The sequence below is a fragment of the Streptomyces sp. NPDC007157 genome (assembly GCF_040634235.1).
Taxonomy (GTDB): domain Bacteria; phylum Actinomycetota; class Actinomycetes; order Streptomycetales; family Streptomycetaceae; genus Streptomyces.
Genome location: NZ_JBEYFE010000001.1, coordinates 440,101 through 463,471 on the forward strand (window position 1 = coordinate 440,101; position 23,371 = coordinate 463,471).

The following is a 23,371-nucleotide window of genomic DNA, read 5'->3' on the forward strand; positions in this document are numbered from 1 at the left end:
CGTTCCGGTGTGACCCGTGCTCCCCACCGTGATCGCCCCGCCGATCTGTACGCCGTCCTCGCCGCCGCCCTGCTGGTGCTCGTCGCCGTCCTGGTCGGCCGGCACCTCCAGGACACCTACCGCACCCTGTTCGTGCACTGGCCGCCGCTGTTCGCCGACTGGGACCCGCACGTGGGCCCGGGCACCCCGGCCGCCGTACTGGTCGCGGCCGCCGTGGTGGCGTACGGGCCGAACCTCGCCGTACGGCTGCCCTGGCGCGGTCTGCTCGCCGCGGCCTGGGGCACCTGCCTGGCCTGGACGTGGTCGCTGGCGCTGGTCGACGGCTGGCAGCGGGGCGTGGCCGGCCGGCTCACCAGCCCGAACGAGTACCTCACGGTCATCGGCCGCTTCCACGACATCCCGGCGACGCTGCGCGACTTCACCCACCACATCGTGAGCGGCACCCCGTCCCCCTGGCCCGCCCACATCGCCGGGCATCCGCCGGCGGCCACCCTGACCTTCGTCCTCCTCGACCGGGTCGGGCTGCACGGCGGGGGCTGGGCGGGCGCCTGGTGCATCACCGTCGGGTCCACGGCCGGTGTCGCCGTGCTGGTCGCGGTGCGGGCACTGGCCGCCGAGCGGCTCGCCCGGCGGGCCGCGCCCTTCCTGGTCATGGCCCCGGCCGCGGTGTGGGTGGGCGCGTCGGCCGACGGGTACTTCGCGGCGGTCGCCGCCTGGGCGGTGGCCCTGCTGGCGCTGGCGGTGACCGGACGGTCCGTGGGGTGGGCGGCGGGCGCGGGACTGCTGTACGGCCTGACCTGCTACCTGTCGTACGGCCTGACGCTCTTCGCGCTCATCGGGGCGGCGGTGCTGCTGCTCGGCCGGCGCCGGGTCCGGGCCCGGCCGGTGGTCCTCGTGCTGCTGGTGGCGGGGACGGCGGTGGTCCCGGTGGTGTTCACGCTCGCCGGGTTCGACTGGTGGGAGGGGTACCGGCTGCTGGTCACCCGCTACTACCAGGGCATCGGCGGCACCCGCCCGTACGGCTACTGGGTGTGGGCCAACCTGGCCTGCACGGTCGTCATCACCGGTCCGGCGACGGTGGCGGGGCTGCGGCGGGCGGGTGCCGCCCTGGTCCACCGCCGTACGACGGGCTCCGCACCGGTCCGCCTAGCCTTCCTGGTGGCGGTCGCGCTGCTCGCGCTGCTCGTTGCCGATCTGTCGGGGATGAGCAAGGCGGAGACGGAGCGCATCTGGCTGCCGTTCGCGATGTGGCTGCTCCCGGCGTGTGCGTTCCTGCCCCGGCCGCGCGCCTGGCTGGCGGCACAGGCGCTGCTCGCGCTGCTGCTCAACCATCTGCTGTTCACCGGGTGGTGACCCTTCGCCGAAGAATCCGGCGGTCTCCCGCCGATCGCCGTCGTCCGGACACCGCCGTGCACCGCCCGGCCGTCCGGGAGGCGGCGGCGCTGTGCCCCGCCGCGGCGAAACACGTCCGCGAGGACCGAACAGCCCGCGCGCGGGCGTCAGGCGGGCCGGGCCGCGCTCGGTACGCCTGACGCCCGGGCGCCGGCCGCCGTCAGGGCCTCGGCCGTCAGCGCGTCGACCGTCCGCGCATCGGCTGTCGGAGCGTCGGCTGTCCGCGCGTCGGCTCTCGGCGAGTCGGCTCTCGGCGCGTCGGCTGTCCGCGCGTCGGCCGCCGCCGTGAGCCGGGGCAGCAGCCGGGCGAGCGCTCCCCCGTCGGCTGTCTCGGCGAGCAACCGGGCCTGGTCGGCACGGACCCGGCGGGCGGCGCGCCGGTACAGGTCGTCGCCGCGCGGAGTGAGGTGGAGCAGGACGCGGCGGCGGTCGTGCGGATCGGGGCGGCGGTACACCAGGGTGCCGGCGACCATGCGGTCCACGAGCTTGGTCAGGCTCGGCGCCGGCATCAGCGCGTACTCGGCGATCTCGGACATCGGATGCCCCTGGCCGTCCCCGACGATCGAAAGGACACGCCATTCCTCGACCGCGCAGTCCTCCTCGGCCAGCACCGCGGCCAGCCGCTGCACGATGCGTCGCTCGGCATGGCTGAGGAGGTGGGCGAGGTCCGGCGAGGAGGGTACGGACGACATTGCCGGTGTCCTTCCGGTAGGTCTACTGTGCGCGCAGAATACGAGCCTCCGCGAGGGCGCCGGGGCCCGGGACCAAAATCCACGCTCCCCATGCCCGCACGGAGGTGGCCTGATGCACAGGGCGCCGCCGAGCGACCCCTCGGGTGCGCCCCTGGTCGTCGCCCTGGTGGTGCCGTTACAGGGACCGGCGGGGGTCTTCGGGCCGTCGTGCGAGGCGGCCGCGCACCTCGCCGCGGAGGAACTCAACGCCTCGGGCGGTGTGTTGGGCCGGGAGGTCCGGCTGCTCACGGTGGACGGCGGGGCGCCACCCCGGTGGGTGGCGGCCGAGGTCGGGTCCCTGGTCGCGCTGGGCGCCGTGGACGGGGTGGTCGGCTGGCACACCTCGGCGGTACGGCAGGCGTTGCTGCCCCGGATCGCGGGCCGGGTGCCGTACGTCTACACCGCCCAGTACGAGGGCGGCGAGCGGACTCCGGGCGTCTTCCTGACCGGTGAGACCGACTCAGCCCAACTGCTCCCGGCGATGCGACTGTTGACAGAGGCCGCCGGGGTACGGCGCTGGTGCACGGTGGGCAACGACTACGTCTGGCCCCGGGTGACCGCCCGCGCGGCCCGGGCGTACGCGCGGGAGTGCGGCGGCCGGGTGCGGGACGAGGTGTTCGTGCCGCTCGGCACGGACGAGTTCGGGCCGGTGCTGCGCCGGGTCGAGCGGTGCGAGGCGGACGCCGTGCTGATGCTGCTGGTCGGGGCGGACGCGGCCCGCTTCAACCGGGCGTTCGCCGACTACGGGCTGCACCAGCGGTGTCTCAGACTGAGTACCCACATGGACGAGAACATCCTGCTGGCCACGGGCGCGGAGGCCACCGAGGGGCTGTGGGCGACGGCCGGTTTCTTCGAGACCCTCGCGACCGCGGAGAGCCTCGACTTCAGTGCCCGGTACGCGGCCCGGTTCGGTGTGCACGCACCCGTCGTGGGGAGCCTCGGCGAGTCGTGCTTCGAAGGGGTACGGCTGCTGGCGGCGCTAGCCGAACGAGCCCGGTCGCTGGACGTGCGGACGATGTGCGCGGTGCGGGACTCGGTGTCGTACGAGGGCCCGCGCGGTGCCGTACGGCTGCGCGGCAACCATCTCGCGCAACGGCTGTACCTGGCGCGGGCGGACGTCTTCGACTTCCATATCGTGGCCCAGCTCTGAGCCCGACTCCGAGCCCAACTCCCCAACCTCGCCCAATACTTCCCGCAGGAAGTATCAAGCTTTGTCTTTTAAAGCAGGTGAAACGTTCGGGAAACAGCACGCCGCGACTCTTCCGTGCAAACGACCGGGGACGAGAGAGGGCAGAGTCGTGACGGAAATCGTCGGCAAAGAGGCGCCACCGGCCGTGGTGGACGGCGGCACGGACGACGGCACGGACGGCAAACGGACCTACAACGACTGGGCGAAGAACGACACGCTGGAGGACTACTCGCTGCGCTACGCGCCGAAGTCCTTCCGCCGCTGGACGCCCTATGTGGTGGCCACCACGGCGCTCGGCGGTATCGCCTATCTCGCGGACTTCGCCATCGGCGGTTCGATCGCCATCTCCAACGGGTTCTCCAGCGCGATGGTGGCGATCCTGACCGCGGCGGTGGTCATCTTCCTCACCGGCATCCCGATCTCGTACTACTCGGCCAAGTACTCGATCGACATGGACCTGCTGACCCGGGGCGCCGGCTTCGGCTACCTCGGCTCGACGCTCACCTCGGTCATCTACGCCAGCTTCACCTTCATCTTCTTCGCCCTCGAAGGCTCGATCATGGCGCAGGCCCTGGAGCTGGGCCTGCACATCCCGCTCGCCGTCGGCTATCTGATCTGCTCGGTCATCATCCTGCCGCTGGTCGTCTACGGCATGACCGCGCTGTCGAAGATGCAGGTGTGGACGCAACCGGTGTGGCTGGTGCTGATGGTCGCGCCGTTCGTGTCGATCGCGATCCAGGAGCCGGGCAAGTTCTCGGAGTTCACCCACTTCGCGGGCAACTCGCCGACGGGGTCCGGCATCAGCATGCTCGGGGTCGGCGCGGGTGCGGGCGTCGCGCTGTCGCTGATCGCGCAGATCGGTGAGCAGGTGGACTATCTGCGGTTCATGCCGGACAAGACGCCGGAGAACGGCAGGAAATGGTGGGCGGCCGTGCTCTCCGCAGGTCCGGGCTGGGTGGTGCTCGGCGCGGCCAAGCAGATCGGCGGCGCCTTCCTCGCCTTCTACATCGCCGGCAGCGTGGGTCTGGCCAAGGCCAACGAGCCGATCCAGCAGTACGTGCACGGGTTCAGGACGTTCGCCGCGCCGGTAGCGCTCGGCCTGGCCACGTTCTTCGTGATCCTCTCCCAGATAAAGATCAACTCGACGAACGCGTACTCCGGTTCGCTGTCCTGGTCGAACTTCTTCTCCCGGCTGACCCACCGTCACCCGGGCCGGGTCGTCTACATCTTCCTCAACGTCGGCATCGCGCTGGCCCTGATGGAGGGCGGGGTGTTCGGCTTCCTGAACACCGTGCTCGGCTTCTACTCGAACGTGGCGATCGCCTGGATCGGCGCGGTCGTCGCCGACCTGGTCATCAACAAGCCGCTCGGGCTGAGCCCGTCGTACATCGAGTTCAAGCGCGCCCATCTGCACAACTTCAACCCGGTCGGCTTCGGTTCGATGCTGATCGCGTCGGCGGTCTCGATCTCCGCCTACTTCAACGCCTTCGGGGCGTACGGCAAGGCGTACTCGCCGTTCATCGCGCTGTTCCTGGCGATGGTGCTCTCGCCGCTGTTCGCGGTGCTGACCAAGGGGAAGTACTACATCGCCCGCGTCGACGACCTGGCACAGCCGCTGCTGGGCGCGGACGGGCTGCCGTCGGCGGCCGTGCTGACCTGCACGGTGTGCACGACCGAGTTCGAGCGGCCGGACGTGGCCAACTGCCCGTTCCACGCCGGGGCGATCTGCTCGCTGTGCTGCAGCCTGGAGAAGGACTGCCACGACTCCTGCAAGAGCGGGCCGGTCGCGCTCGCCATGCCGGCGGTACGCTCCGCGGACTGACCGGCCCCCTCGCCCCTCACCGCTCCGGCTCGTGCCCCTCGGCGCGGGCCGGAGCGCCGGTGTGCAGGCCGTCCATGAGGAGCCGGATCTGGCGCTCGGCCTGCCCCTTCCAGTCCCCGTCCACGTCCAGGCGCAGCAGGCCGCCCATGGCCCGCACCACGTCACCGGTGTCCATGTCGGACCGGAGCGTCCCCGCGGCGACGCCCGCCGTGAACAGGGTGCCGATCGTGTCGTAGACCTTGGCGTACGACTCCCCGCCGTCGGGTCCGGCGCTGCGCAGCGCCTCGGACATGTGCTGCTTCGTCACCAGCAGGCTCGCCAGCCGGCCCATGAACTCGCGCAGCGCCCGGTCCGGCGGCAGCGCCGCGAGCAGCTCGTCCCCCACGGCGCACAGCTGGTCCACCTCGTGCTCGTAGGCGGCGAGGACGAGGGACTCCCGGGTCGGGAAGTGCCGGTAGAGGGTGCCGATGCCGACCCCGGCCGCCCGGGCGATGCTGTCGAGCGGCGCGTCCTTGCCGGTGCGCGTGAACTCCTCCAGGGCCGCCGCCACGAGCTTCTCCCGGTTGCGGCGGGCGTGGGCGCGCACGGGCCGTGCGGGTCCTTGTCCGTTCATGCGGTGCTCCCCTCCAGGCCGGTCACCGTACCCGGCATTCTTCCCACTTGCTTACCGGAGGATCCTCCGTTAGCGTCATTATTACCGGAGGATCCTCCGGTAACTGTCATCGTACGTACCGCGAACATCGAACGGAGACATGCCGTGGACACGGTTTCTCTCGGTGGCCTCACCACCTCCGCCCAGGGACTCGGCTGCATGGGCATGAGCGAGGGATACGGCCCGACCAGCTGGGACGACGCGACCGCCACCCTCCGCCGGGCCCTAGACCTGGGCGTCACCCTCATCGACACCGCCGACGCCTACGCCTTCGGACACAACGAGGTGCTGGTGGGCCGGGCCATCGCCGGCCGGCGGGACCAGGTCCGGCTCGCCACGAAGACCGGCATCGACCGCATGGGCAGCGACACCTGGGTGCTGCGCGGCGAGGCGAGCTACATCAAGCGCGCCTGCGACGCCTCCCTGCTGCGGCTGGGCGTCGACCATATCGACCTCTACTACCTGCACCGGCCGCCGCGGACCGCCGAGATCGAGGAGTCCGTCGGCGCCATGGCGGAGCTGGTGAAGGAGGGCAAGATCGGGCACATCGGCCTCTCCGAGGTGAACGGCGAACTGCTGCGCCGCGCCAGTGCCGTCCACCCCATCGCGGCCGTGCAGAGCGAGTACTCGATCTGGTCCCGTGACCTGGAGGCCACCGTCGGGGACGCCCTGCGTGAGCTGGGCGTGGCGCTGGTGGCGTACTCGCCGCTGGGCCGGGGCTTCCTGACCGGCACGGTCGACGTCACCGCCCTGCCGGCGGGCGACGCGCGAAGGCGGCTGCCGCGCTTCCAGACGGTGGCCAACGAGGCGATCGCGGACGCCGTCCGCGCGCTGGCCCGGGCGCGGGACGTCGCCCCGGCGCAGCTGGCGCTGGCCTGGGTGCACGCGCGCGGCGCGCGGCTCGGCGTGCCCGTGGTGCCGATCCCGGGGACGAAGCGGGTGAAGTGGCTGGAGCAGAACGTGGCCGCCGCGGGCATCGAGCTGACCGCCGAGGAGATCGCCACGCTGGACGGGCTGGCCGCACAGACGGTGGGCGACCGCTACTGAGCCACCGCGCCCGCCCCGACCGACACGAAGCCACCCCCGACCGGTGCGACGCCATCCTTGACCGGCGCGACGCCATCCTTGGCCGGTGCGACGCCATCCTTGGCCGGTGCGAAGCCACCGCCGACCGGTGCGACGCCATCCTTGACCGGCGCGAAGCCACCCGTCCGGTGCGCGGGCGCCGGTCGGGGGCCGGGGCGGCCTGTGAGCGCCCTCACATCGTGCGGTTCGAACTTCTCCTGGTCCCCGGCGTCCTGCCGTTGTCACCACGAACCGCCGGACACGGAGAAGAAGCCATGACCAAGCCCCTGACCGATCCCCTCACCACCGGAACGCACACGGTCGAGATCGACGGCCTCGTGCAGCGCTATCACGTGCACGGCACCGGGCCGGTGTGTGTCGCGCACTCCGGCGGGCCGGGCATCGCCTGGGAGTACCTGCGGATGCCCGAACTGGAGCGGCATCTCACGGTCGTCTACCCGGAGCCGGTCGGCAGCGGCGGCTCCGACCGCCTGCCCTCCCACCCGCACGGCTACAGCCGGGCCCGCTACAGCCGGTTCCTCGGCGCGCTGATCGAGCATCTCGGCGTCACCGAGGTGCACCTGCTGGGCCACTCGCACGGCGGTTTCGTCGCCCAGTACCACGCCCTGCGCCGCCCCGAGCAAGTCGCCGGGGTGATCCTCTACGACAGCCTGCCGGTGACCGGCCCCGAGCACGTCGCGGAGACCGTGAGCCAGTTGGAGGCGTTCGCCGCCCGGAACGCCGACCACCCCGGGCTCCCCGAGGTGCTGGCGGCGTTCCAGGCCATTGCGTCCGTCGACGGCGACACCGCGCACACCGCGGTCGCCCGGGGGCTGTTCCCCGCGTACTTCGCCGACTACTGGGGCCGGGAGGCGGAGTTCGCCCCGCTCCGGGCGGCCGTGACGTCCACCTACCTCTCCGGCCTGGACGAGGACCTCTCCCCGATCGTGGTCGACGACCGCGCCGACCTCGGCCGGCTCTCCGTGCCCGCCCTGGTGCTGGCCGGCCGCCACGACTTCATCTGCGGAGTGCGGTGGGCGGAGGAACTGCACGAGCTGATCCCCGGCTCGGACCTGCTGATCCTGGAGAACAGCGGGCACTTCGGCCACATCGAGGAACCGGAGGCCTTCGCCCGGGCGGTGACGGGCTTCGTGACGAGCACCCGCCGGCAGACCCGATCCCTCTAGCCGACGCGTGCCGCCGCCTCGGCGGCATCGGACGGCCTGGTGTGCCTGACCCCGGAGGGCGGCACCGACACGGCGCCCGCCGGACAGCGGGCGACGGTCGAGGCGCCGGGGGGAGGCGGCGCGAGGGTCAGCCGCGGGCGACGCGGGACCCGCGGAGGTCAGCCGCGGGGGGCGCGAGGGCCGGGGAGGTCAGCCGCGCCCGGGTGTCGGGGCGGCGTCTTTCTCCTCCACCTCGACGCACGGCTCTTCCGGCTCGGCGCCCTGCAGGCTGGCGGGCAGCAGGGAGAGGTGGGCCATGTCGCCGGGCGGGGGCGTCCGCGTCGACCACAGGGGCGCGGGGGTGCCGTCGGCGACCGCGGCCGGGGCGTCGGTGAGGTTCATGCGCTCGCGCAGCCGGCCGTAGAAGTCCATCGGCGCGAGCCGGACCACCCGCAGCCGGGCCGGGGCGGCGTACACCCCGATCCAGTCCCCCGGTCCCAGGACGCCCCGCACCTGCCCGTCGACGCTGACCGCGGCCTGCCCCGAGCGTTCCAGGACACGCAGGCCGACGGGCTCGTCCGGGGCGGTGACGACCGACCGGTTGAACGTCATGTGCGGAGCGACCGGCGTGAAGACGAGCGCGTCCGCACAGGGTGAGACGACGGGGCCGCCGGCCGCGAAGCTGTAGGCGGTCGAGCCGGTCGGGGTCGCCACCAGCAGCGCGTCGGCGGAGTAGGAGGCGAGCAGCCGCCCGGAGACGTATACGCCGACGGAGACCTGGCGGTCCCGGGACAGTTTCTCCAGTACGACGTCGTTGACCGCGGTGATGTGCAGGGGCACACCCCAGTCGGCGTCCTCCTCGCAGTCGGTGCGCACCTCGGGGGCCGGCAGCAGCGGCCCGCGGCCGTAGCGCATCAGCTCCTCCATGTCGGAGGGCACCTCCAGCCGGCGGGACGCCCGCATGGTGAGCAGCATCCGGCTGTCGACGGCGAACCGGTCCTCCCGGATCGCGTCCAGCGCCTCCCGCACCGAGCAGGCCGCCACCTCGGTCAGGAAGCCGACCCGGCCCAGGTCGACACCGAGGACCAGGGCGTCGTGATGCGCGGCGAGCCGGGCGCCGCGCAGGAACGTGCCGTCGCCGCCGAGGGTGACGATCAGGTCGGGATCGCCCGCGGCCGCGACCTCCTCCCCGGAACTGTGCCGTCCACCGTCGTGCCAGACGTCGATGTCCGTGCACCGCACGTCGTGCTCCGCCGCCCACGCCCGTACGCTTCGGGCGGCGTCCACCGCCTCCGCCCGGCCCCCGTGCACCACCAGTCCGAGCCCCTTCACCGTCATCTCCGCCTCCAGGACACCGTGCTCAGCCGTTGTCCCCCACGCTGTCACGGCCGGGCGGATCTCACAGGCCAAGAGAGATGGCCAGCCGGGTGAGCTCGGCCGTGGTGTTGATGTCGAGCTTGGCCCGGATCCGGCGGAGGTAGGCGTCGACGGTGTGCCGGGAGAGCCCCATCAGGCGTGCGGCCTGCAGGTATGTGCAGCCCGCCGCGATGTGCTTCAGCGTCTCGCGCTCACGCGGGGCCAGCGCGACGGCGGCGGTCTCGGTGTGCTGGGTGACAACGGTGAAGCTCATGAGGATTCCCTTGCCGGATTGACCGATAGTGGCGATTTGTCCGTTTACAAAACCCTGACAAGCCGACGTCATGACGCTGTCCGCCGTCCGTCACAGGCGTGTCACAGGGACCCCGGGTGCGCATGTCCGCAGCGGCCGGGTGGTAATGGCGCGGACTGGTGCTCCGTGTCGGCCGGGATCATCCTGGGAGAAGAGCCGGCCGTGCAGGTTCCGCGAAGGATGAGCGGCGATGGAACGACGTCCCACCCCTCCCAGCAACCGGGCGCAGACCCACGCCGTACCGCAGGGGACCTACACCGCCGCGGTCACGGTGGACGAGCGGGGTGCCGTGACCGGCTGGAGCGACGGGGCCAGGCTGCTGCTGGGCTACCCGCCCGCCGAGATCCTGGGACAGGACGCCGCCCGGCTGCTCGCCGAGCCGGACGGGGTCACCTGGCGCGAGGCGGCCGCCGGCCCGCGGTGGAGCGGGACCGCGGCCCTGCGCCACCGGGACGGGCACCGGCTGGACCGGGACGTGCTCGTGCACCGCCGGCCCTCCGGCGACCGGCCGGGCGGCACGGAGTGGCGGGTGGTGTCCGCCGTCGCCGGACCGCCGGTGGCCACTGCCGACCGGACGCTCGGGGAATGGGCGTTCGGCCAGTCCCCGTGCGTCGCCGCCGTCTTCGACGAGGGGCTGCGGCTGGTGCTGGCCAGCGTCGGGATGCAGCGCAGCCTGTCCCTCGCCGAGGGCATGATGCGCGGGCTGCGGCTGACCGACATCGCGCCGTACGAGGGCGGTGCCGAGGCCGAGGCCGCCATGCGGCGGATCCTGGCCGGCGGCGGCCCCGAGGACGTCCACCTGCGTCCGGACCCGGCCGACCCCGACCACGACTGGCACGGACGGCTCGCCCCGCTGACGGACCTGGACGGGCAGGTGCGGGCGGTGACCCTGACGGCCCACGCCGATCCGTCCGAGCAGTTGGTGTGGCGGCGGATGCTGCTGCTGAGCGACGCCGGGGTGCGGATCGGCACCAGCTCCGACGTGCAGCGCACCGCGCGGGAGCTGGCCGACGTCGTCGTCCCCACCTTCGCCGACGCCTGCGCCGTGGACCTGCTGGACGCGGCCAAGCCCGGCGCACCGGCCGCCGACGGCCAGGCGCTACGACGGGCGGCGGTACGAGCGGCGCCCCAGAGCCCACCGCTCCCCCATCCCTCCGGCGACGTGCTGCGCTGCCCGCCCTGGTCGCCGTCGGGCCGGTGCCTGGCGGAGGGGCGGGGCACGGTGTACGCGAGCGACGACGAGATCGTGACCCGCTGGACGCGGGAGGATCCGCTGGCGGCCTCATGGATCCGGGAGAGCGGGGCGCACTCGCTGATGGCGGTGCCGCTCCGGGCGGCCGGCACCACGTTCGGCGTGGCCCTGTTCGGGCGGAACCTGCGCAGCGAGCCGTTCGACCCGGAGGATCTGTGGGTGGCCGAGCAGCTGGCGGCCCGCACCGCCACCAGCATCAACGGCGCCGAACGAACCCAGCGCCAGCACACCACCACGATGACCCTGCAGCGCAGCCTACTCCCGCAGACGCTGCCCGAACAGGCGGCGCTGGACATCGCCACCCGCTATCTGCCCTCGGTCAGCCAGGCCGGGGTGGGCGGCGACTGGTTCGACGTGATCCCGCTGTCCGGGACCCGGGTCGCGCTCGTCGTGGGCGACGTGGTCGGCCACGGCATGCGGGCCGCCGCCACCATGGGCCGGGTCCGCACCGCCGTCCGCACCCTGGCCGACGTCGACCTGCCGCCCGACGAACTCCTCAGCCACCTGGACGACCTGGTCGTCCACCTCTCCGCCGAGGAGGCCGGCGCCGACAACGCCGAGGAGACCGCCGGCGGCGTCGGCACCACCTGCCTGTACGGCGTGTACGACCCGGTCACCCGCCGGCTCGCCGTCGCCCGGGCCGGACACCCGCCGCCCGCCGTGGTCACCTCGGGCACGGTCCACTTCCTCGACGTGCCGGCCGGACCCCCGCTGGGCCTGGGCGGGCTGCCCTTCGAGTCCTTCGAGACGGAACTGCCCGAGGGCAGCCTGATCGCCCTCTACACCAACGGTCTGCTCGAACCCCGCGACCATGACATCGACGAGGCCCTCGACAAGATGTTCGGCGCGCTCGCCCGCCCCGCGCAGAACCTGGACACCGTCTGCGACCGGGTCCTGACGACCATGCTCACCCACCGCCCCGACGACGACATCGCCCTGCTGGTCGCCCGCACCCGGGCCCTGCACGCCGACCGGGTCGCCTCCTGGGAGCTGCCCTTCGACCTGGCCGCCGTCGCCGACGCCCGCAAACACGCCACCGACCAGCTGGTCACCTGGCACCTGGAGGAGGCCGCGTTCATCACCGAGCTGATCGTCAGCGAGATGGTCACCAACGCGTTCCGGTACGGCCGGCCGCCCGTCCGGCTCCGGCTCATCCACGACGACCACACCCTGACCTGCGAGGTCTTCGACTCCAGCAACACGGCCCCGCACATGCGGCGGGCCCACACCTACGACGAGGGCGGCCGCGGCCTGCTCCTCGTCGGCCAGCTCACCCAGCGCTGGGGCACCCGCCACGCCACCACCGGCAAGACCGTCTGGGCGGAACAGTTCCTCACGGAGGACTGAGCGTTCCGGCGGATTCGGAGGGCTGAGCGTTCCGGCGGACCGGGAGGGGCTAGGGGCCGAACATCGGGCGGGCCCAGGCGGGCGGGCCGGGGGTCGGTCCGGTGCCCCGGCGGACCGTGGGGGTCCGGTCGGCGGGGCGCTCCGGCGGGGCCGGCTCCCCCAGTACGACGCCGTACGCGGCGAGCCGCAGCGCGCCCACGAACTCCAGGCAGGAGTCGTAACGGTCCTCCGGGACCTTGGCCAGCGCCTTGGCGAACACCTCGTCCAGCCCGGGCGGCAGCCCGGTCCGCACCTCGCTCAGCGCGGGCGGCCGGTCGTACTGGTGCGCCCAGAGCAGGGCGATGTCCTCGTCCCGGACGAACGGCGGACCACCGGCGAGCATCTCGAAGACCACGCAGGCCAGGCTGTAGAGATCGCACCGGCCGTCCACCGGGCGACCCGAGATCTGTTCCGGCGCCACGTAGTCCAGCGTGCCGACGAACTCGCCGACCGTCGTGAACCCCGTCAGCGACAGCGACTTCTTGGTGAGCCCGAAATCCGTGAGATAGACGTGCTCCGGGTGGTCGCTGTCGGTGCCCGCCGCCACCAGCACGTTGCCGGGCTTCACATCCCGGTGCACCAGATCGTGCTCGTGGGCCGCGTCGAGCGCCGAGGCGACCTGGGCGGCGATCCGCAGGGCCGCGGCCACCGGCAGCACGCCCTCCTTGTCCAGCAGCGCGCGCAGATCCGGGCCCGACACGTAGCGCATCGCGATGTACAGCACGCCGTCCGTCTCGCCGGCCTCGAAGATCGGCACGATGTGAGGGTGGTCGAGGGCGGCCGCCACCCGCGACTCGTAGGTGAAGCGGCGCCGGAAGGTGTCGTTGCGGGCCATCTCCGGGGCGAGCAGCTTCAGGGCGACGGTGCGGTCCAGACGCAGGTCCGTGGCACGGTAGACGACGGCCATCCCGCCTCGCCCGATCTCGCCCTCGACCTCGTAACCCGCGATGCGCGTCGCCATGGCATGTCCACCCCGTAGCGTGTCAAACCTGTCCAAATCGTAAACCAGCGGTGCGGCGTCCCGCCTGGGCGGCGGTACGCACGCGAATGGGCGGTGGGCGCCGGCCGAGAAGACCTCCGTCCACCCCTTCCAGTAGGCCCGCCGCGCGCGGCGGGGTCACGTTCCGACAGCTCGGGACTTGCCACGGGAAACCCCGGTCCTCTCGGGACTTGCCATGGGAACCCCCGGCGGTCCTAAGCAGCGGCCGCCTGCCAGCCGGTCCAGTGCGACACGGTCACGAGAATGACCGGACCGCCCGGCGGGCGTTCCCGGTACTGCGGGTATTTCTCCCGGAGCGGCTCGATGACCGCCGCGTCGGCGGGAACCACCCGCGCGACACCGTCCGCCCGGACCCACCACAAGTGGTCCCAGTTCTCGTCGTAGTCGTCCACGAGCAGGCTCACGGCCGGCTGTGCGGCGATATTGCGCAGCCGCTTGAGGCGGGGCGTGGTCTTGGGCTTGTGGTCCACGGCGGTGACGATCCCCTCGGCCCCGTACCGCGCGAAGACGACCGGCACCAGATGGGGACGGCCGCTCTCGTCGACGGTGGCGAGCCGTGCCACGCGCGCCCCGGCGAACCGCCGCCGCGCCTCACCCTCGACCAGTTCCGGCACGGCGTCGCCTCCCCGTCAGGCGTCGCCCAACGCGTCCAGCACGTCGGCGTCGGTCAGTTGCGCGAAGTCGTCGTACCACTGGCCGACCGCGTTGAACACCTCAGGACGGTACGGGCAGACGACGAGGTCGGCCTCGGCGGCGAGCGTGTCCAGGGAGTCGGGCGCGCCGACGGGGACGGCGAGCACGGTCCGGGCGGGACCCCGGCCCCGTACGTGGCGCAGCGCGGCGCGGGCGGTGGAGCCGGTGGCCAGGCCGTCGTCGACGACGATCACGGTACGGCCGCGCAGTTCGGGCGCCGGCCGCCCGTGCCGGTAGCGGCGCTCGCGGCGGCGCAGTTCCCGCCGCTCCCGTTCCACCACGGGGGCCAGGGTGTCCTCACTCATGCCCAGGTGCGCCAGGGTCGCCCGGTCGAGGAGCGGCGGGTCGTCCCCGGCGATCGCGCCGACGCCGAACTCCTCGTGGTGCGGGGCTCCGATCTTGCGTACGACGAGCACGTCGAGCGGGGCCGACAGCTCCCGCGCGACCTCCGCGGCGACGGCCGCACCGCCCCGCGGCAGCGCCAGCACGATCGGGTCCGGCAGCTCGCCCTCGTCGCTCAACTTCTGTAGTACGGCGGCGAGTTCGCGACCGGCCTGGGCGCGGTCCCGGTAGCGCACGGCTCGTCCTCTCCGGTCGGGGTCGACCCCCTTCCTCCATGGTCACACCCGAAGGCGCCGAGGACCGAGTCCGCCCGGAGAATTCGCACACGCATTCTATCGACTGCGCGCGTAGTCCCGACGTGCCACTTCGGAGCAAGCCTCCGGCCAGAAGCTTCGGCCGGTGACGCCGTCGGTGGGCCGGACCTGGTTTCCGGAAGGCCAGGAAGATCCGGTCGGGAAGCCGAGGATCTTGTCCTTGACGATCGATCCCGGGCCCCCGGCGCTCGCCGAAGAGGTACAGCCGGGCGCGGGGGTCGTCGACGGCCGGGGATCGGCACATCCCAGGTCTTCAACGGCGTGTCGGCCAACTCCCCGTGGGGGCGGGCGGTTTGCCCGCCCACGGCGGGAATCGTACGGGCCCGGGGCCGGTTCCGGCCCGCCTTTGACGCTTCTGTCGGTCCTGTGAACAGACGGTGCGCATTCCGCGGAGCCTGACCGATTCCCTACGATCGTTCCGTGGTCACCTTCCTTCTCCACCGCACGGCTCCGCTGCCGATCGACGAGGCGTGGCGCCGGCTCACGGAGTGGTCAGCGCACGCCGACGCGGTCCCCCTGACCCGCGTCACCGTGCTCACCGATCCCCCGACCCACCAGGGCACCGTCTTCGTGGCCCGTTCCGGGCTCGGGCCGCTGTCCTTCGAGGACCCCATGGAGGTGACCGTCTGGGAGCCCCCCGAGGACGGCGGCGCCGGCCGTTGCCGCCTGGTCAAGCGCGGCCGGGTGGTGCTCGGCTGGGCCGAACTGGAGGTGCACCCGGGGCCGGGCGGCCGTACCCGGGTGGTCTGGCACGAGGAGCTGCGGGTGCGGGGGCTGCCGTCGGCCTTCGACCCGCTGGTGCGCGGGGCCTCCCGGGCGGTGTTCGGGCGGGCGGTCAACGCGCTGCTCAGGAAGGCGTAGGCGCCGCCCCGGTGGCTGCCCCTTGGCAGATCCGGGCCGCACGATGGACAGTGGCCCTCCGGTGCCGAACGGTCACCGTGGGTCGATGCGGCCGGGAGGTCGGAGGTGGCGTACTTCTCACCCGGGGAGATCAAGCTGTTGCGGGAGGCCGGGCACCCGCGCGGGTGGATCCGCGGCGAGGTGCTGATGCGGGAGGGCGAGGCGGCCGACTTCGTCGTCCTGCTGACGGCCGGTCTGGTGAAGGCGACGGTCGACTCGGCCAACGGCTACACCAGCCTGCTCGCCCTGCGCGGCCCCGGTGAACTCCTCGGCGAACTCGCCTGTGTCGACGGCGGCCCGCGGGGCGCGACCGTCACCGCGATGCGCCGCTCGGAGGGGGTGGTGGTCACCGCGGACGCCTTCCTGCGGCTGCTGGAACGGGACCCGGGACTGTGTCTGTCCGTCCTGCGCAGCGTCGTGGGCCGGTTACGGGACTCCGACGGGCTGCGCGCCGAACAGGGCGCCCGCACCACCCGGGCCCGGGTCGCCGGGCTGCTGGTGAAGCTCGCCGTGCAGTACGGCTCGGCCGCGCCGGAGACCCTGCCGGGCGCCGTCTCCGTCCAGGTCAACCAACGTGAACTGGCCGCCGCCACCGGGGCGTCCAGGGAGTCGGTGGTGCGCTGCCTGCGGGCGATGCAGCAGGAGGGCCTGGTGGCCACCCGGCGGGGCCGCACCGTCGTACTCGATCTGGCGGGGTTACGGCGCTGGGCAGCGGAGTGATCCGCTCCGCTCGCGCCACGAAGCCGGAAGACGTGCACCGCGAACGCATCGGAACGGAACTCCCCCCGCCGAATGCGTCATTTGACGCTGTACCACGCCCCCGAAGGCGCTTCCATCGACCCCTGGCGCCCGGACCGGTACGGCGATCGGGGGAACGGACCGGGCGCTCCGCTCCCTGCGGGGTGGCCTGGCCCGGGGGGAGTCAGGCCACCGACCCGATCCGCCGCGCCGGTGTCGACGTCGTGTCGTGGTGGATCGGGGTGTGGGCGCCGGTCAGGGAGATTCCGCTGCCGCCGCGGCGGTTGGCGACGATCTCGGCCGCGATCGACAGGGCGGTCTCCTCGGGCGTACGGGCGCCGAGGTCCAGGCCGATCGGGGACCTGAGGCGGGCCAGCTCCAGCTCGGTGACGCCGACCTCGCGCAGCCGCTGGTTGCGGTCCAGGTGGGTGCGGCGGGAGCCCATCGCGCCGACGTACGCCACCGGCAGGCGCAGGGCGAGCCGGAGCAGCGGGATGTCGAACTTGGCGTCGTGGGTGAGGACGCACAGGACGGTACGGCCGTCCACCCGCGTGCGCTCCAGGTACGTGTGCGGCCACTCGACGACGATCTCGTCGGCCTCCGGGAAGCGGGCCTTGGTGGCGAAGACGGGCCGCGCGTCGCACACCGTCACGTGGTGGCCGAGGAACTTGCCGACGCGGACCAGCGCCGACGCGAAGTCGATCGCCCCGAAGACGATCATCCGGGGCGCCGGGACCGAGGACTCGACCAGCACGGTGAGCGGCGCTCCGCAGCGGGAGCCCTGCTCTCCGATCTCCAGGGTGCCGGTGCGGCCCGCGTCCAGGAAGGCACCGGCCTCGGCGGCCACCGTGCGGTCCAGCTCGGGGTGGGCGCCGAAGCCGCCCCGGTAGCCGCCGTCGGCGTCCACGAGCAGGGCACGGCCGAGGAGTTCGGCCGGTCCGGTGACGATCCGCGCGACGGCCGCCGCCTCCCCCCGCACGGCGGCGGCCAGCGCGGCCTCGACCACCGGCCGGGCGGGGTCGTCCGCCCGTACCGGGGTGACGAGGATGTCGATGACGCCGCCACAGGTCAGGCCGACGGCGAAGGCGTCCTCGTCGCTGTAGCCGAAGCGTTCCAGGACGGTGTCGCCGTCCTCCAGCGCCTGCCGGCACAGCTCGTACACGGCACCCTCCACACAGCCGCCGGAGACCGAGCCCACGGCGGTGCCGTCGGCGGCCACCGCGAGGGCGGCGCCGGGCTGGCGCGGGGCGCTGCCGCCGACCGCCACCACCGTGGCCACGGCGAAGTCACGGCCTTCCGCGACCCACCGGTTCAGCTCCTCGGCGATGTCCAGCATCTCTCGGTCTCCTTACACGACAGCGATGGTGCAGAGGGTCTTGGCGAGCAGCCGGGCTAATGGACGCCGAGCCAACTCTCTATGGGATGGAGGGCGAAATAGACCAGGAAGATCACTGTCAGGCCCCACATGAATGCCCCGACTTCCCGGGCCTTGCCCTGAGCCGCCTTGATGGCGGTGTAGGAGATGACGCCGGCGGCCACACCGGTGGTGATGGTGTAGGTGAAGGGCATCAGCACGACCGTCAGGAACACCGGGATGGCGGTGGCCCGGTCGGCCCAGTCCACGTGCCGGGCGTTCATCAGCATCATCGCGCCGATGACCACCAGGGCGGCCGAGGCGACCTCCTGCGGGACGATCGCGGTGAGCGGGGTGAAGAAGAGACAGGCCGCGAAGAACAGGCCGGTGACCACCGAGGCCAGTCCGGTGCGGGCGCCCTCGCCGACGCCGGTCGCCGACTCGATGAACACGGTCTGCCCGGACCCGCCGGCCACGCCTCCGATCGCGCCACCCGCTCCGTCGATGAACAGCGCCTTGGACAGGCCCGGCATCCGGCCCTTGTCGTCGGCGAGCTTGGCCTCCGTGCCGACGCCGATGATGGTGGCCATCGCGTCGAAGAAACCGGCGAGCACCAGCGTGAAGACGATCATGGCGACCGTCATCGCGCCGACCTTGCCCCAGCCGCCGAACTCGACGTGCCCGAAGAGCGAGAAGTCCGGCATGGAGACGGCGGAGCCGTGCAGTTCGGGGGCGCCGTTGGCCCACTGCCTGGGGTCGATGACACCCAGGCCGTTGAGTACCGCGGCCACGACGGTGCCGCTGACGATGCCGATCAGGATGGCGCCGGGGACGTTCCGGGCCTGCAGCATGAAGATCAGCAGCAGGGTGCCGGCGAAGAGCAGCACCGGCCAGCCGGTGAGTTCGCCGGCCGGGCCGAGGCTGAGCGGGGTGGCCTTGCCCTGGTGCACGAAGCCGGACTTGTAGAGACCGATGAGGGCGATGAACAGGCCGATACCCATGGTGATGCCGTGTTTGAGCGCGAGCGGGATCGCGTTCATGATCATCTCGCGGAGGCCGGTGACGACCAGGAGCATGATGACCACGCCGTACAGCACGCACATGCCCATCGCCTGCGGCCAGGTCATCTGCGGGGCGACCTGCGAGGACAGCACGCCGGAGACGGACAGGCCGGCGGCGAGCGCGAGCGGCACCTTGCCGACGAAGCCCATCAGCAGCGTGGTGAAGGCCGCGGCGACCGCGGTCGCGGTGATCAGGGCCTTCTGGCCGAGGGCGTCTCCGGCCACGTCCTTGCCGGACAGGATCAGGGGGTTGAGCAGGAGGATGTACGCCATCGCCATGAAGGTGGTGACGCCGCCGCGGACCTCACGCGCGACGGTGGAGCCTCTCCGGGAGATGTGAAAGTACCGGTCGAGCCAGGACCGTCCGGCCGGGACGCGGGTTCCCTCACCCGCGTCGTCGGCGACTGTCTCCGGCTCAAGTGACTGCTGGGTCATATGGGCCTACTCCCAAGGTTCAAAGGGGCACCCGCGGCATGCCTTCGGCGATGGACGGGATTTGGGGAGGTGCCCGACCCGGGGGACGGCCCGAGGCGAACATTCAGGATTCCTGGGGGACGGGGTCCCCCAGGAGAACTCACCGGATCAGACCCCGGAGGGTCCGGTGCCGGTGAGGTGTTCCGGGCGGACCGGCGTGCGGTTCAGCTCCAGCCCCGTCGCGTTCCGGATCGCCGCGAGGACGGCCGGGGTCGACGACAGGGTCGGGGCTTCGCCGATGCCACGGAGCCCGTACGGGGCGTGGTCGTCGGCGAGTTCGAGGACGTCGACCGGGATGGTCGGCGTGTCGAGGATGGTCGGGATCAGGTAGTCGGTGAAGGACGGGTTCCTGACCTTCGCCGTCCTGGGGTCGACGATGATCTCCTCCATCACCGCGACGCCCAGGCCCTGGGTCGTACCGCCCTGGATCTGGCCGATGACGGAGAGCGGGTTGAGCGCCTTGCCGACGTCCTGGGCACAGGCCAGCTCGATCACCTTGACCAGCCCCAGTTCGGTGTCGACCTCGACGACCGCGCGGTGGGCGGCGAAGCTGTACTGGACATGGCCGTTGCCCTGACCGGTGTGCAGGTCGAAGGGCTCGGTCGCCCGGTGCCGCCACTCCGCCTCGACCTCGACCGCCTCGTCCCCGAGCACGTCGGCCAGGTCGCTGAGCACCTCGCCGCCGTCGGTGACCACCTTGCCGCCCTCGAGGAGCAGCTCGGCGGTGGCCCAGGCCGGGTGATACGTACCGAACTTGCGGCGCCCGAGCTCCAGCACCTTCTCGCGGACGAGCTCGCAGGAGTTCCTGACGGCGCCACCGGTGACGTACGTCTGGCGCGAGGCCGAGGTCGAACCGGCGCTGCCCACCTGGGTGTCGGCCGGGTGGATGGTGACCTGGCTGACGCCGAGTTCGGTACGGGCGATCTGCGCGTGGACGGTGACCCCGCCCTGGCCGACCTCCGCCATCGCGGTGTGCACGGTGGCGACCGGCTGCCCGCCGACCACCTCCATACGGACCTTGGCGGTCGAGTAGTCGTCGAAGCCCTCGGAGAAACCGACGTTCTTGATGCCGACCGCGTAGCCGACACCGCGTACGACGCCTTCGCCGTGCGTGGTGTTGGACAGGCCGCCGGGCAGCTGCCGTACGTCGGCCTGCTCGCCGGCCGAGAGCCACTGCTGCTCGGGCGGCAGGGGCATCGCCTTGACCCGGCGCAGGAGTTCGGCGACCGGAGCCGGGGAGTCGACGGGCTGGCCGGTGGGCAGCAGGGTGCCCTGCTCCATGGCGTTCAGCTTCCTGAACTCCACCGGGTCCATGCCGAGTTGCCCGGCTACCTTGTCCATCTGCGCCTCGTAGGCGAAGCACGCCTGGACCGCGCCGAAGCCGCGCATCGCGCCGCAGGGCGGGTTGTTGGTGTAGAGGGCGATGGCCTCGACCTCGACGTCGTCGACGACGTAGGGGCCGATGCCGAGCGAGGAGGCGTTGCCGACGACGGCCGGGGAGGCGGAGGCGTAGGCGCCGCCGTCGAGCACGATCCGGCACTTGACGTGCGTCAGCTTGCCCTCACGGGTGGCGCCGTGCTCGTAGTAGAGGCGGGCCGGGTGGCGGTGGACATGGCCGAAGAAGGACTCGAAGCGGTTGTAGACGATCTTGACCGGCTTGCCGGTGCGCAGGGCCAGCAGGCAGGCGTGGATCTGCATCGACAGGTCCTCGCGGCCGCCGAAGGCGCCGCCGACGCCGGCCAGCGTCATCCGCACCTTGTCCTCGGGCAGGCCGAGGACCGGGGCGATCTGGCGCAGGTCGCTGTGCAGCCACTGGGTGGCGATGTAGAGGTGGACGCCGCCGTCCTCCTCGGGCACCGCGAGGCCGGACTCGGGGCCGAGGAAGGCCTGGTCCTGCATGCCGAAGTAGTACTCGCCCTTGACGATGACAGCGGCCCTCTTGGCGGCCTCGTCGGCGTCGCCGCGGACGATCGGCTGGCGGTGCACGATGTTCGGGTGCGGGACGTGGCCGATGTGGTGGTCGTCGCGGTTCTCGTGGATGTGGACGGCGCCCGGGGCGGTCGCGGAGGCCTCGTCGGTGATGACGGGCAGCTCGCGGTACTCGACCTTGATCTTGGCGGCGGCGCGGCGGGCGGTCTCCGGGTGGTCGGCGGCGACGATCGCGACCGGCTCGCCGTGGTGGCGCACCTTGCCGTGCGCGAGAACCGGGGTGTCCTGGATCTCCAGGCCGTAGTTCTTCACGTCGGTCGGCAGGTCGTCGTAGGTCATGACCGCGTAGACGCCGGGCTGGGCGAGGGCCTCGCTGGTGTCGATCGACACGATCTCGGCGTGCGCGACCGTGGAGCGCAGGATCTGGCCCCAGAGCATGTCCTCGTGCCACAGGTCGGACGAGTACGCGAACTCTCCGGTGACCTTGAGGATGCCGTCCGGGCGGAGCGTGGACTCGCCGATGCCGCCCTTGGTCTGGGAGCCCTGGGTGATCTTGGTGGGAGTGCCGATGGTGGGCATGTCGCTCAGACCGCCTCTCCCTGCCGGGCGGCCGCCAGGCGGACCGCGTCCATGATCTTCTCGTAGCCGGTGCAGCGGCACAGGTTGCCCGAGAGCGCCTCGCGGATGTCCGCGTCGGTCGGGTTCGGGTTGTGCTCCAGCATCTCGTCGGCGGCGACCAGCAGACCCGGGGTGCAGAAGCCGCACTGCACCGCGCCGGCGTCGATGAACGCCTGCTGGATCGGGGAGAGCGGGGTGCCTTCGCCGGTGTGGGAGTCGGTGCCCTTGGCCTGCCAGCCCCGGGCCGCGTCCAGCGAGGTCCCGGGGGCGTCGCCGCAGGAGCGCTGCCGGGCGTGGTCCGCGAGCCCCTCGACGGTCACGACCTCGCGACCCTCGGCCTGACCGGCCGCGACCAGGCAGGAACACACGGGCACGCCGTCCAGCCGGACGGTGCAGGATCCGCACTCGCCCTGCTCGCAGGCGTTCTTGGAGCCGGGGAGACCGAGCCGCTCGCGCAGCACGTAGAGCAGGCTCTCGCCCTCCCAGACGTCGTCGGCCTCCTGGGGACGTCCGTTGACGGTGAAGTTGACGCGCATCAGGCGACACTCCCCTTCTGATAGGTGGTGCCGCGGTACGACTCCCAGGTCCAGGTGAGCGTCCGGCGGGCCATCACACCGACCGCGTGACGGCGGTAGCTCGCGGTGCCCCGGACGTCGTCGATCGGGTTGCAGGCGGCGGCGCACAGGTCCGCGAACTGCTTGGCGACCGACGGTGTGATGATCTTTCCGTTGTCCCAGAAGCCGCCCTCGTCGAGCGCGGCGTTCAGGAAGTCCTCGGCGGTCTTCGCGCGCACCGGCGTGGGAGCGGCCGAACCGATCCCGGTCCGCACCGTCCGCGTCTCGGGGTGCAGGGCGAGCCCGAAGGCGCACACCGCGATGACCATGGCGTTGCGGGTGCCGACCTTGGAGTACTGCTGGGGTCCGTCGGCCTTCTTCACGTGCACCGCGCGGATCAGCTCGTCCGGCGCGAGGGCGTTGCGCTTCACGCCGGTGTAGAACTCGTCGATGGGGATGAGCCGGGTGCCGCGCACCGACTCGGCCTCGACCTCGGCGCCGGCCGCGAGCAGCGCGGGGTGGGCGTCACCGGCCGGGGAGGCGGTGCCGAGGTTGCCGCCGACGCCGCCGCGGTTGCGGATCTGCGGGGAGGCGACGGTGTGCGAGGCGAGGGCCAGGCCCGGCAGCTCGGCGCGCAGGTTCTCCATGATCCGGGTGTACGGCACGGAGGCGCCGAGCCGTACGCTCTCCTCGCCGACCTCCCATTCGTAGAGATCGCCGATGCGGTTGAGATCGAGGAGGTACTCGGGCCGGCGGTGGTCGAAGTTGATCTCGACCATCACATCGGTGCCACCCGCGATCGGCACTGCGGTGGGGTGCTCGGCCTTCGCGGCGAGCGCCTCCTCCCAGCTGGCGGGGCGAAGGAAGTCCATGACCGGCTCTCTTCTCCGTCTCGTGAGTCTCGTGAGTCGTGCGGATTGAGCCAATCCGTGTGCGGCGGGCCCGGCTCGTTCATGTCCTGTTAACGCGGAATGACGTCAGTACACCGCCCCGTACTCCAGTGGGGTCAGTCACCGAAACCATGAAGGAGTTGGCTGGCCAGCACGGGCATCTTGTAGATTCGTATGAAC

The 23,371-nt window shown here is 72.2% G+C and carries 20 protein-coding genes; 8 read left to right on the forward strand and 12 right to left on the reverse strand.

Features of this window, described 5'->3' with window-relative positions:
- Positions 1 to 9 precede the first annotated feature (9 nt).
- On the forward strand, positions 10 to 1,353 hold the full coding sequence (locus tag ABZ642_RS01970; RefSeq protein WP_360475511.1) for a hypothetical protein: 1,344 nt from the start codon (positions 10 to 12) through the stop codon (positions 1,351 to 1,353).
- Between the two features lie 146 nt (positions 1,354 to 1,499).
- Here the strand turns inward: ABZ642_RS01970 and ABZ642_RS01975 are convergent, their stop codons facing one another.
- Positions 1,500 to 2,084, reverse strand: coding sequence for a MarR family winged helix-turn-helix transcriptional regulator (locus ABZ642_RS01975; protein WP_360475513.1), 585 nt, complete (start codon positions 2,082 to 2,084; stop codon positions 1,500 to 1,502).
- Between the two features lie 112 nt (positions 2,085 to 2,196).
- Between ABZ642_RS01975 and ABZ642_RS01980 the strand changes: the two genes are divergently transcribed.
- Together ABZ642_RS01980 and ABZ642_RS01985 are read left to right on the forward strand one after the other, a co-directional pair.
- A complete protein-coding gene (locus ABZ642_RS01980; RefSeq protein ID WP_360475516.1) occupies positions 2,197 to 3,273 on the forward strand; it encodes a substrate-binding domain-containing protein in 1,077 nt (358 codons plus the stop codon).
- 184 nt (positions 3,274 to 3,457) lie between these two features.
- The gene (locus ABZ642_RS01985; RefSeq protein ID WP_360476065.1) at positions 3,458 to 5,134 is read left to right on the forward strand and encodes a hypothetical protein; all 1,677 of its coding nucleotides are present in this window, start codon (positions 3,458 to 3,460) and stop codon (positions 5,132 to 5,134) included.
- Positions 5,135 to 5,150: 16 nt separating this feature from the next.
- Here ABZ642_RS01985 and ABZ642_RS01990 read toward each other — a convergent pair whose 3' ends face one another.
- The gene (locus ABZ642_RS01990; protein ID WP_360475519.1) at positions 5,151 to 5,747 is read right to left on the reverse strand and encodes a TetR/AcrR family transcriptional regulator; all 597 of its coding nucleotides are present in this window, start codon (positions 5,745 to 5,747) and stop codon (positions 5,151 to 5,153) included.
- A 144-nt stretch (positions 5,748 to 5,891) separates the two neighbouring features.
- Between ABZ642_RS01990 and ABZ642_RS01995 the strand changes: the two genes are divergently transcribed.
- Together ABZ642_RS01995 and ABZ642_RS02000 are read left to right on the forward strand one after the other, a co-directional pair.
- Entirely contained in the window at positions 5,892 to 6,833 is a 942-nt protein-coding gene (locus ABZ642_RS01995; RefSeq protein ID WP_360475522.1) for an aldo/keto reductase, read from the forward strand.
- A gap of 293 nt (positions 6,834 to 7,126) precedes the next feature.
- Positions 7,127 to 8,038 (forward strand): alpha/beta hydrolase, encoded by a 912-nt coding sequence (locus tag ABZ642_RS02000; RefSeq protein WP_360475525.1) that lies wholly within the window; start codon positions 7,127 to 7,129, stop codon positions 8,036 to 8,038.
- A 189-nt stretch (positions 8,039 to 8,227) separates the two neighbouring features.
- Here the strand turns inward: ABZ642_RS02000 and ABZ642_RS02005 are convergent, their stop codons facing one another.
- A complete protein-coding gene (locus ABZ642_RS02005; protein ID WP_360475528.1) occupies positions 8,228 to 9,355 on the reverse strand; it encodes an NAD(+)/NADH kinase in 1,128 nt (375 codons plus the stop codon).
- A 61-nt stretch (positions 9,356 to 9,416) separates the two neighbouring features.
- Positions 9,417 to 9,647: a helix-turn-helix transcriptional regulator gene (locus tag ABZ642_RS02010; protein WP_360475531.1), complete on the reverse strand. Its 231-nt coding sequence runs from the start codon at positions 9,645 to 9,647 to the stop codon at positions 9,417 to 9,419.
- 229 nt (positions 9,648 to 9,876) lie between these two features.
- On the opposite strand from ABZ642_RS02010, the gene ABZ642_RS02015 reads away from it, so the two are divergent.
- A complete protein-coding gene (locus ABZ642_RS02015; protein ID WP_360475535.1) occupies positions 9,877 to 12,285 on the forward strand; it encodes a SpoIIE family protein phosphatase in 2,409 nt (802 codons plus the stop codon).
- Positions 12,286 to 12,334: 49 nt separating this feature from the next.
- On the opposite strand, the gene ABZ642_RS02020 is transcribed toward ABZ642_RS02015, so the two are convergent.
- The 3 genes from ABZ642_RS02020 to ABZ642_RS02030 form a co-directional block, all read right to left on the reverse strand.
- Positions 12,335 to 13,285, reverse strand: a complete 951-nt coding sequence (locus ABZ642_RS02020) for a serine/threonine-protein kinase (protein WP_360475538.1) — start codon at positions 13,283 to 13,285, stop codon at positions 12,335 to 12,337.
- A 233-nt stretch (positions 13,286 to 13,518) separates the two neighbouring features.
- Positions 13,519 to 13,938 carry a TIGR03668 family PPOX class F420-dependent oxidoreductase gene (locus ABZ642_RS02025; RefSeq protein ID WP_360475541.1) on the reverse strand — a complete coding sequence of 140 codons (420 nt, stop codon included), beginning with the start codon at positions 13,936 to 13,938 and terminating at the stop codon, positions 13,519 to 13,521.
- Between the two features lie 15 nt (positions 13,939 to 13,953).
- A complete protein-coding gene (locus tag ABZ642_RS02030; RefSeq protein WP_360475544.1) occupies positions 13,954 to 14,595 on the reverse strand; it encodes a phosphoribosyltransferase family protein in 642 nt (213 codons plus the stop codon).
- 498 nt (positions 14,596 to 15,093) lie between these two features.
- Here ABZ642_RS02030 and ABZ642_RS02035 point away from each other — a divergent pair, with 498 nt between their 5' ends.
- Positions 15,094 to 15,534, forward strand: coding sequence for an SRPBCC family protein (locus ABZ642_RS02035; protein WP_360475547.1), 441 nt, complete (start codon positions 15,094 to 15,096; stop codon positions 15,532 to 15,534).
- 105 nt (positions 15,535 to 15,639) lie between these two features.
- Positions 15,640 to 16,293 carry a Crp/Fnr family transcriptional regulator gene (locus ABZ642_RS02040; protein ID WP_360475550.1) on the forward strand — a complete coding sequence of 218 codons (654 nt, stop codon included), beginning with the start codon at positions 15,640 to 15,642 and terminating at the stop codon, positions 16,291 to 16,293.
- 202 nt (positions 16,294 to 16,495) lie between these two features.
- Here ABZ642_RS02040 and ABZ642_RS02045 read toward each other — a convergent pair whose 3' ends face one another.
- The 5 genes from ABZ642_RS02045 to ABZ642_RS02065 form a co-directional block, all read right to left on the reverse strand.
- Positions 16,496 to 17,647 (reverse strand): XdhC/CoxI family protein, encoded by a 1,152-nt coding sequence (locus tag ABZ642_RS02045; RefSeq protein WP_360475553.1) that lies wholly within the window; start codon positions 17,645 to 17,647, stop codon positions 16,496 to 16,498.
- Positions 17,648 to 17,703: 56 nt separating this feature from the next.
- The gene (locus ABZ642_RS02050; protein WP_360475556.1) at positions 17,704 to 19,161 is read right to left on the reverse strand and encodes an NCS2 family permease; all 1,458 of its coding nucleotides are present in this window, start codon (positions 19,159 to 19,161) and stop codon (positions 17,704 to 17,706) included.
- Between the two features lie 147 nt (positions 19,162 to 19,308).
- Positions 19,309 to 21,708 carry a molybdopterin cofactor-binding domain-containing protein gene (locus tag ABZ642_RS02055; protein WP_360475558.1) on the reverse strand — a complete coding sequence of 800 codons (2,400 nt, stop codon included), beginning with the start codon at positions 21,706 to 21,708 and terminating at the stop codon, positions 19,309 to 19,311.
- Positions 21,709 to 21,713: 5 nt separating this feature from the next.
- Positions 21,714 to 22,283, reverse strand: a complete 570-nt coding sequence (locus ABZ642_RS02060; protein WP_360475561.1) for a (2Fe-2S)-binding protein — start codon at positions 22,281 to 22,283, stop codon at positions 21,714 to 21,716.
- Positions 22,283 to 23,173, reverse strand: a complete 891-nt coding sequence (locus ABZ642_RS02065) for a xanthine dehydrogenase family protein subunit M (RefSeq protein WP_360475564.1) — start codon at positions 23,171 to 23,173, stop codon at positions 22,283 to 22,285. The genes ABZ642_RS02060 and ABZ642_RS02065 overlap by 1 nt, the downstream gene beginning before the upstream one ends.
- Between the last annotated feature and the right edge of the window lie 198 nt (positions 23,174 to 23,371).

What these genes read in the sequence shown, in the direction of transcription:
- ABZ642_RS02015 (WP_360475535.1), top strand. Translation starts at nt 9,877, where the DNA reads ATGGAACGACGTCCCACCCCTCCCAGCAACCGGGCGCAGACCCACGCC.
- ABZ642_RS02050 (WP_360475556.1), bottom strand. Translation starts at nt 19,161, where the DNA reads ATGACCCAGCAGTCACTTGAGCCGGAGACAGTCGCCGACGACGCGGGT.
- ABZ642_RS02020 (WP_360475538.1), bottom strand. Translation starts at nt 13,285, where the DNA reads ATGGCGACGCGCATCGCGGGTTACGAGGTCGAGGGCGAGATCGGGCGA.
- ABZ642_RS02010 (WP_360475531.1), bottom strand. Translation starts at nt 9,647, where the DNA reads ATGAGCTTCACCGTTGTCACCCAGCACACCGAGACCGCCGCCGTCGCG.
- ABZ642_RS02065 (WP_360475564.1), bottom strand. Translation starts at nt 23,173, where the DNA reads ATGGACTTCCTTCGCCCCGCCAGCTGGGAGGAGGCGCTCGCCGCGAAG.
- ABZ642_RS01990 (WP_360475519.1), bottom strand. Translation starts at nt 5,747, where the DNA reads ATGAACGGACAAGGACCCGCACGGCCCGTGCGCGCCCACGCCCGCCGC.
- ABZ642_RS01975 (WP_360475513.1), bottom strand. Translation starts at nt 2,084, where the DNA reads ATGTCGTCCGTACCCTCCTCGCCGGACCTCGCCCACCTCCTCAGCCAT.
- ABZ642_RS02060 (WP_360475561.1), bottom strand. Translation starts at nt 22,283, where the DNA reads ATGCGCGTCAACTTCACCGTCAACGGACGTCCCCAGGAGGCCGACGAC.
- ABZ642_RS02055 (WP_360475558.1), bottom strand. Translation starts at nt 21,708, where the DNA reads ATGCCCACCATCGGCACTCCCACCAAGATCACCCAGGGCTCCCAGACC.
- ABZ642_RS01980 (WP_360475516.1), top strand. Translation starts at nt 2,197, where the DNA reads ATGCACAGGGCGCCGCCGAGCGACCCCTCGGGTGCGCCCCTGGTCGTC.
- ABZ642_RS02005 (WP_360475528.1), bottom strand. Translation starts at nt 9,355, where the DNA reads ATGACGGTGAAGGGGCTCGGACTGGTGGTGCACGGGGGCCGGGCGGAG.
- ABZ642_RS02045 (WP_360475553.1), bottom strand. Translation starts at nt 17,647, where the DNA reads ATGCTGGACATCGCCGAGGAGCTGAACCGGTGGGTCGCGGAAGGCCGT.
- ABZ642_RS02000 (WP_360475525.1), top strand. Translation starts at nt 7,127, where the DNA reads ATGACCAAGCCCCTGACCGATCCCCTCACCACCGGAACGCACACGGTC.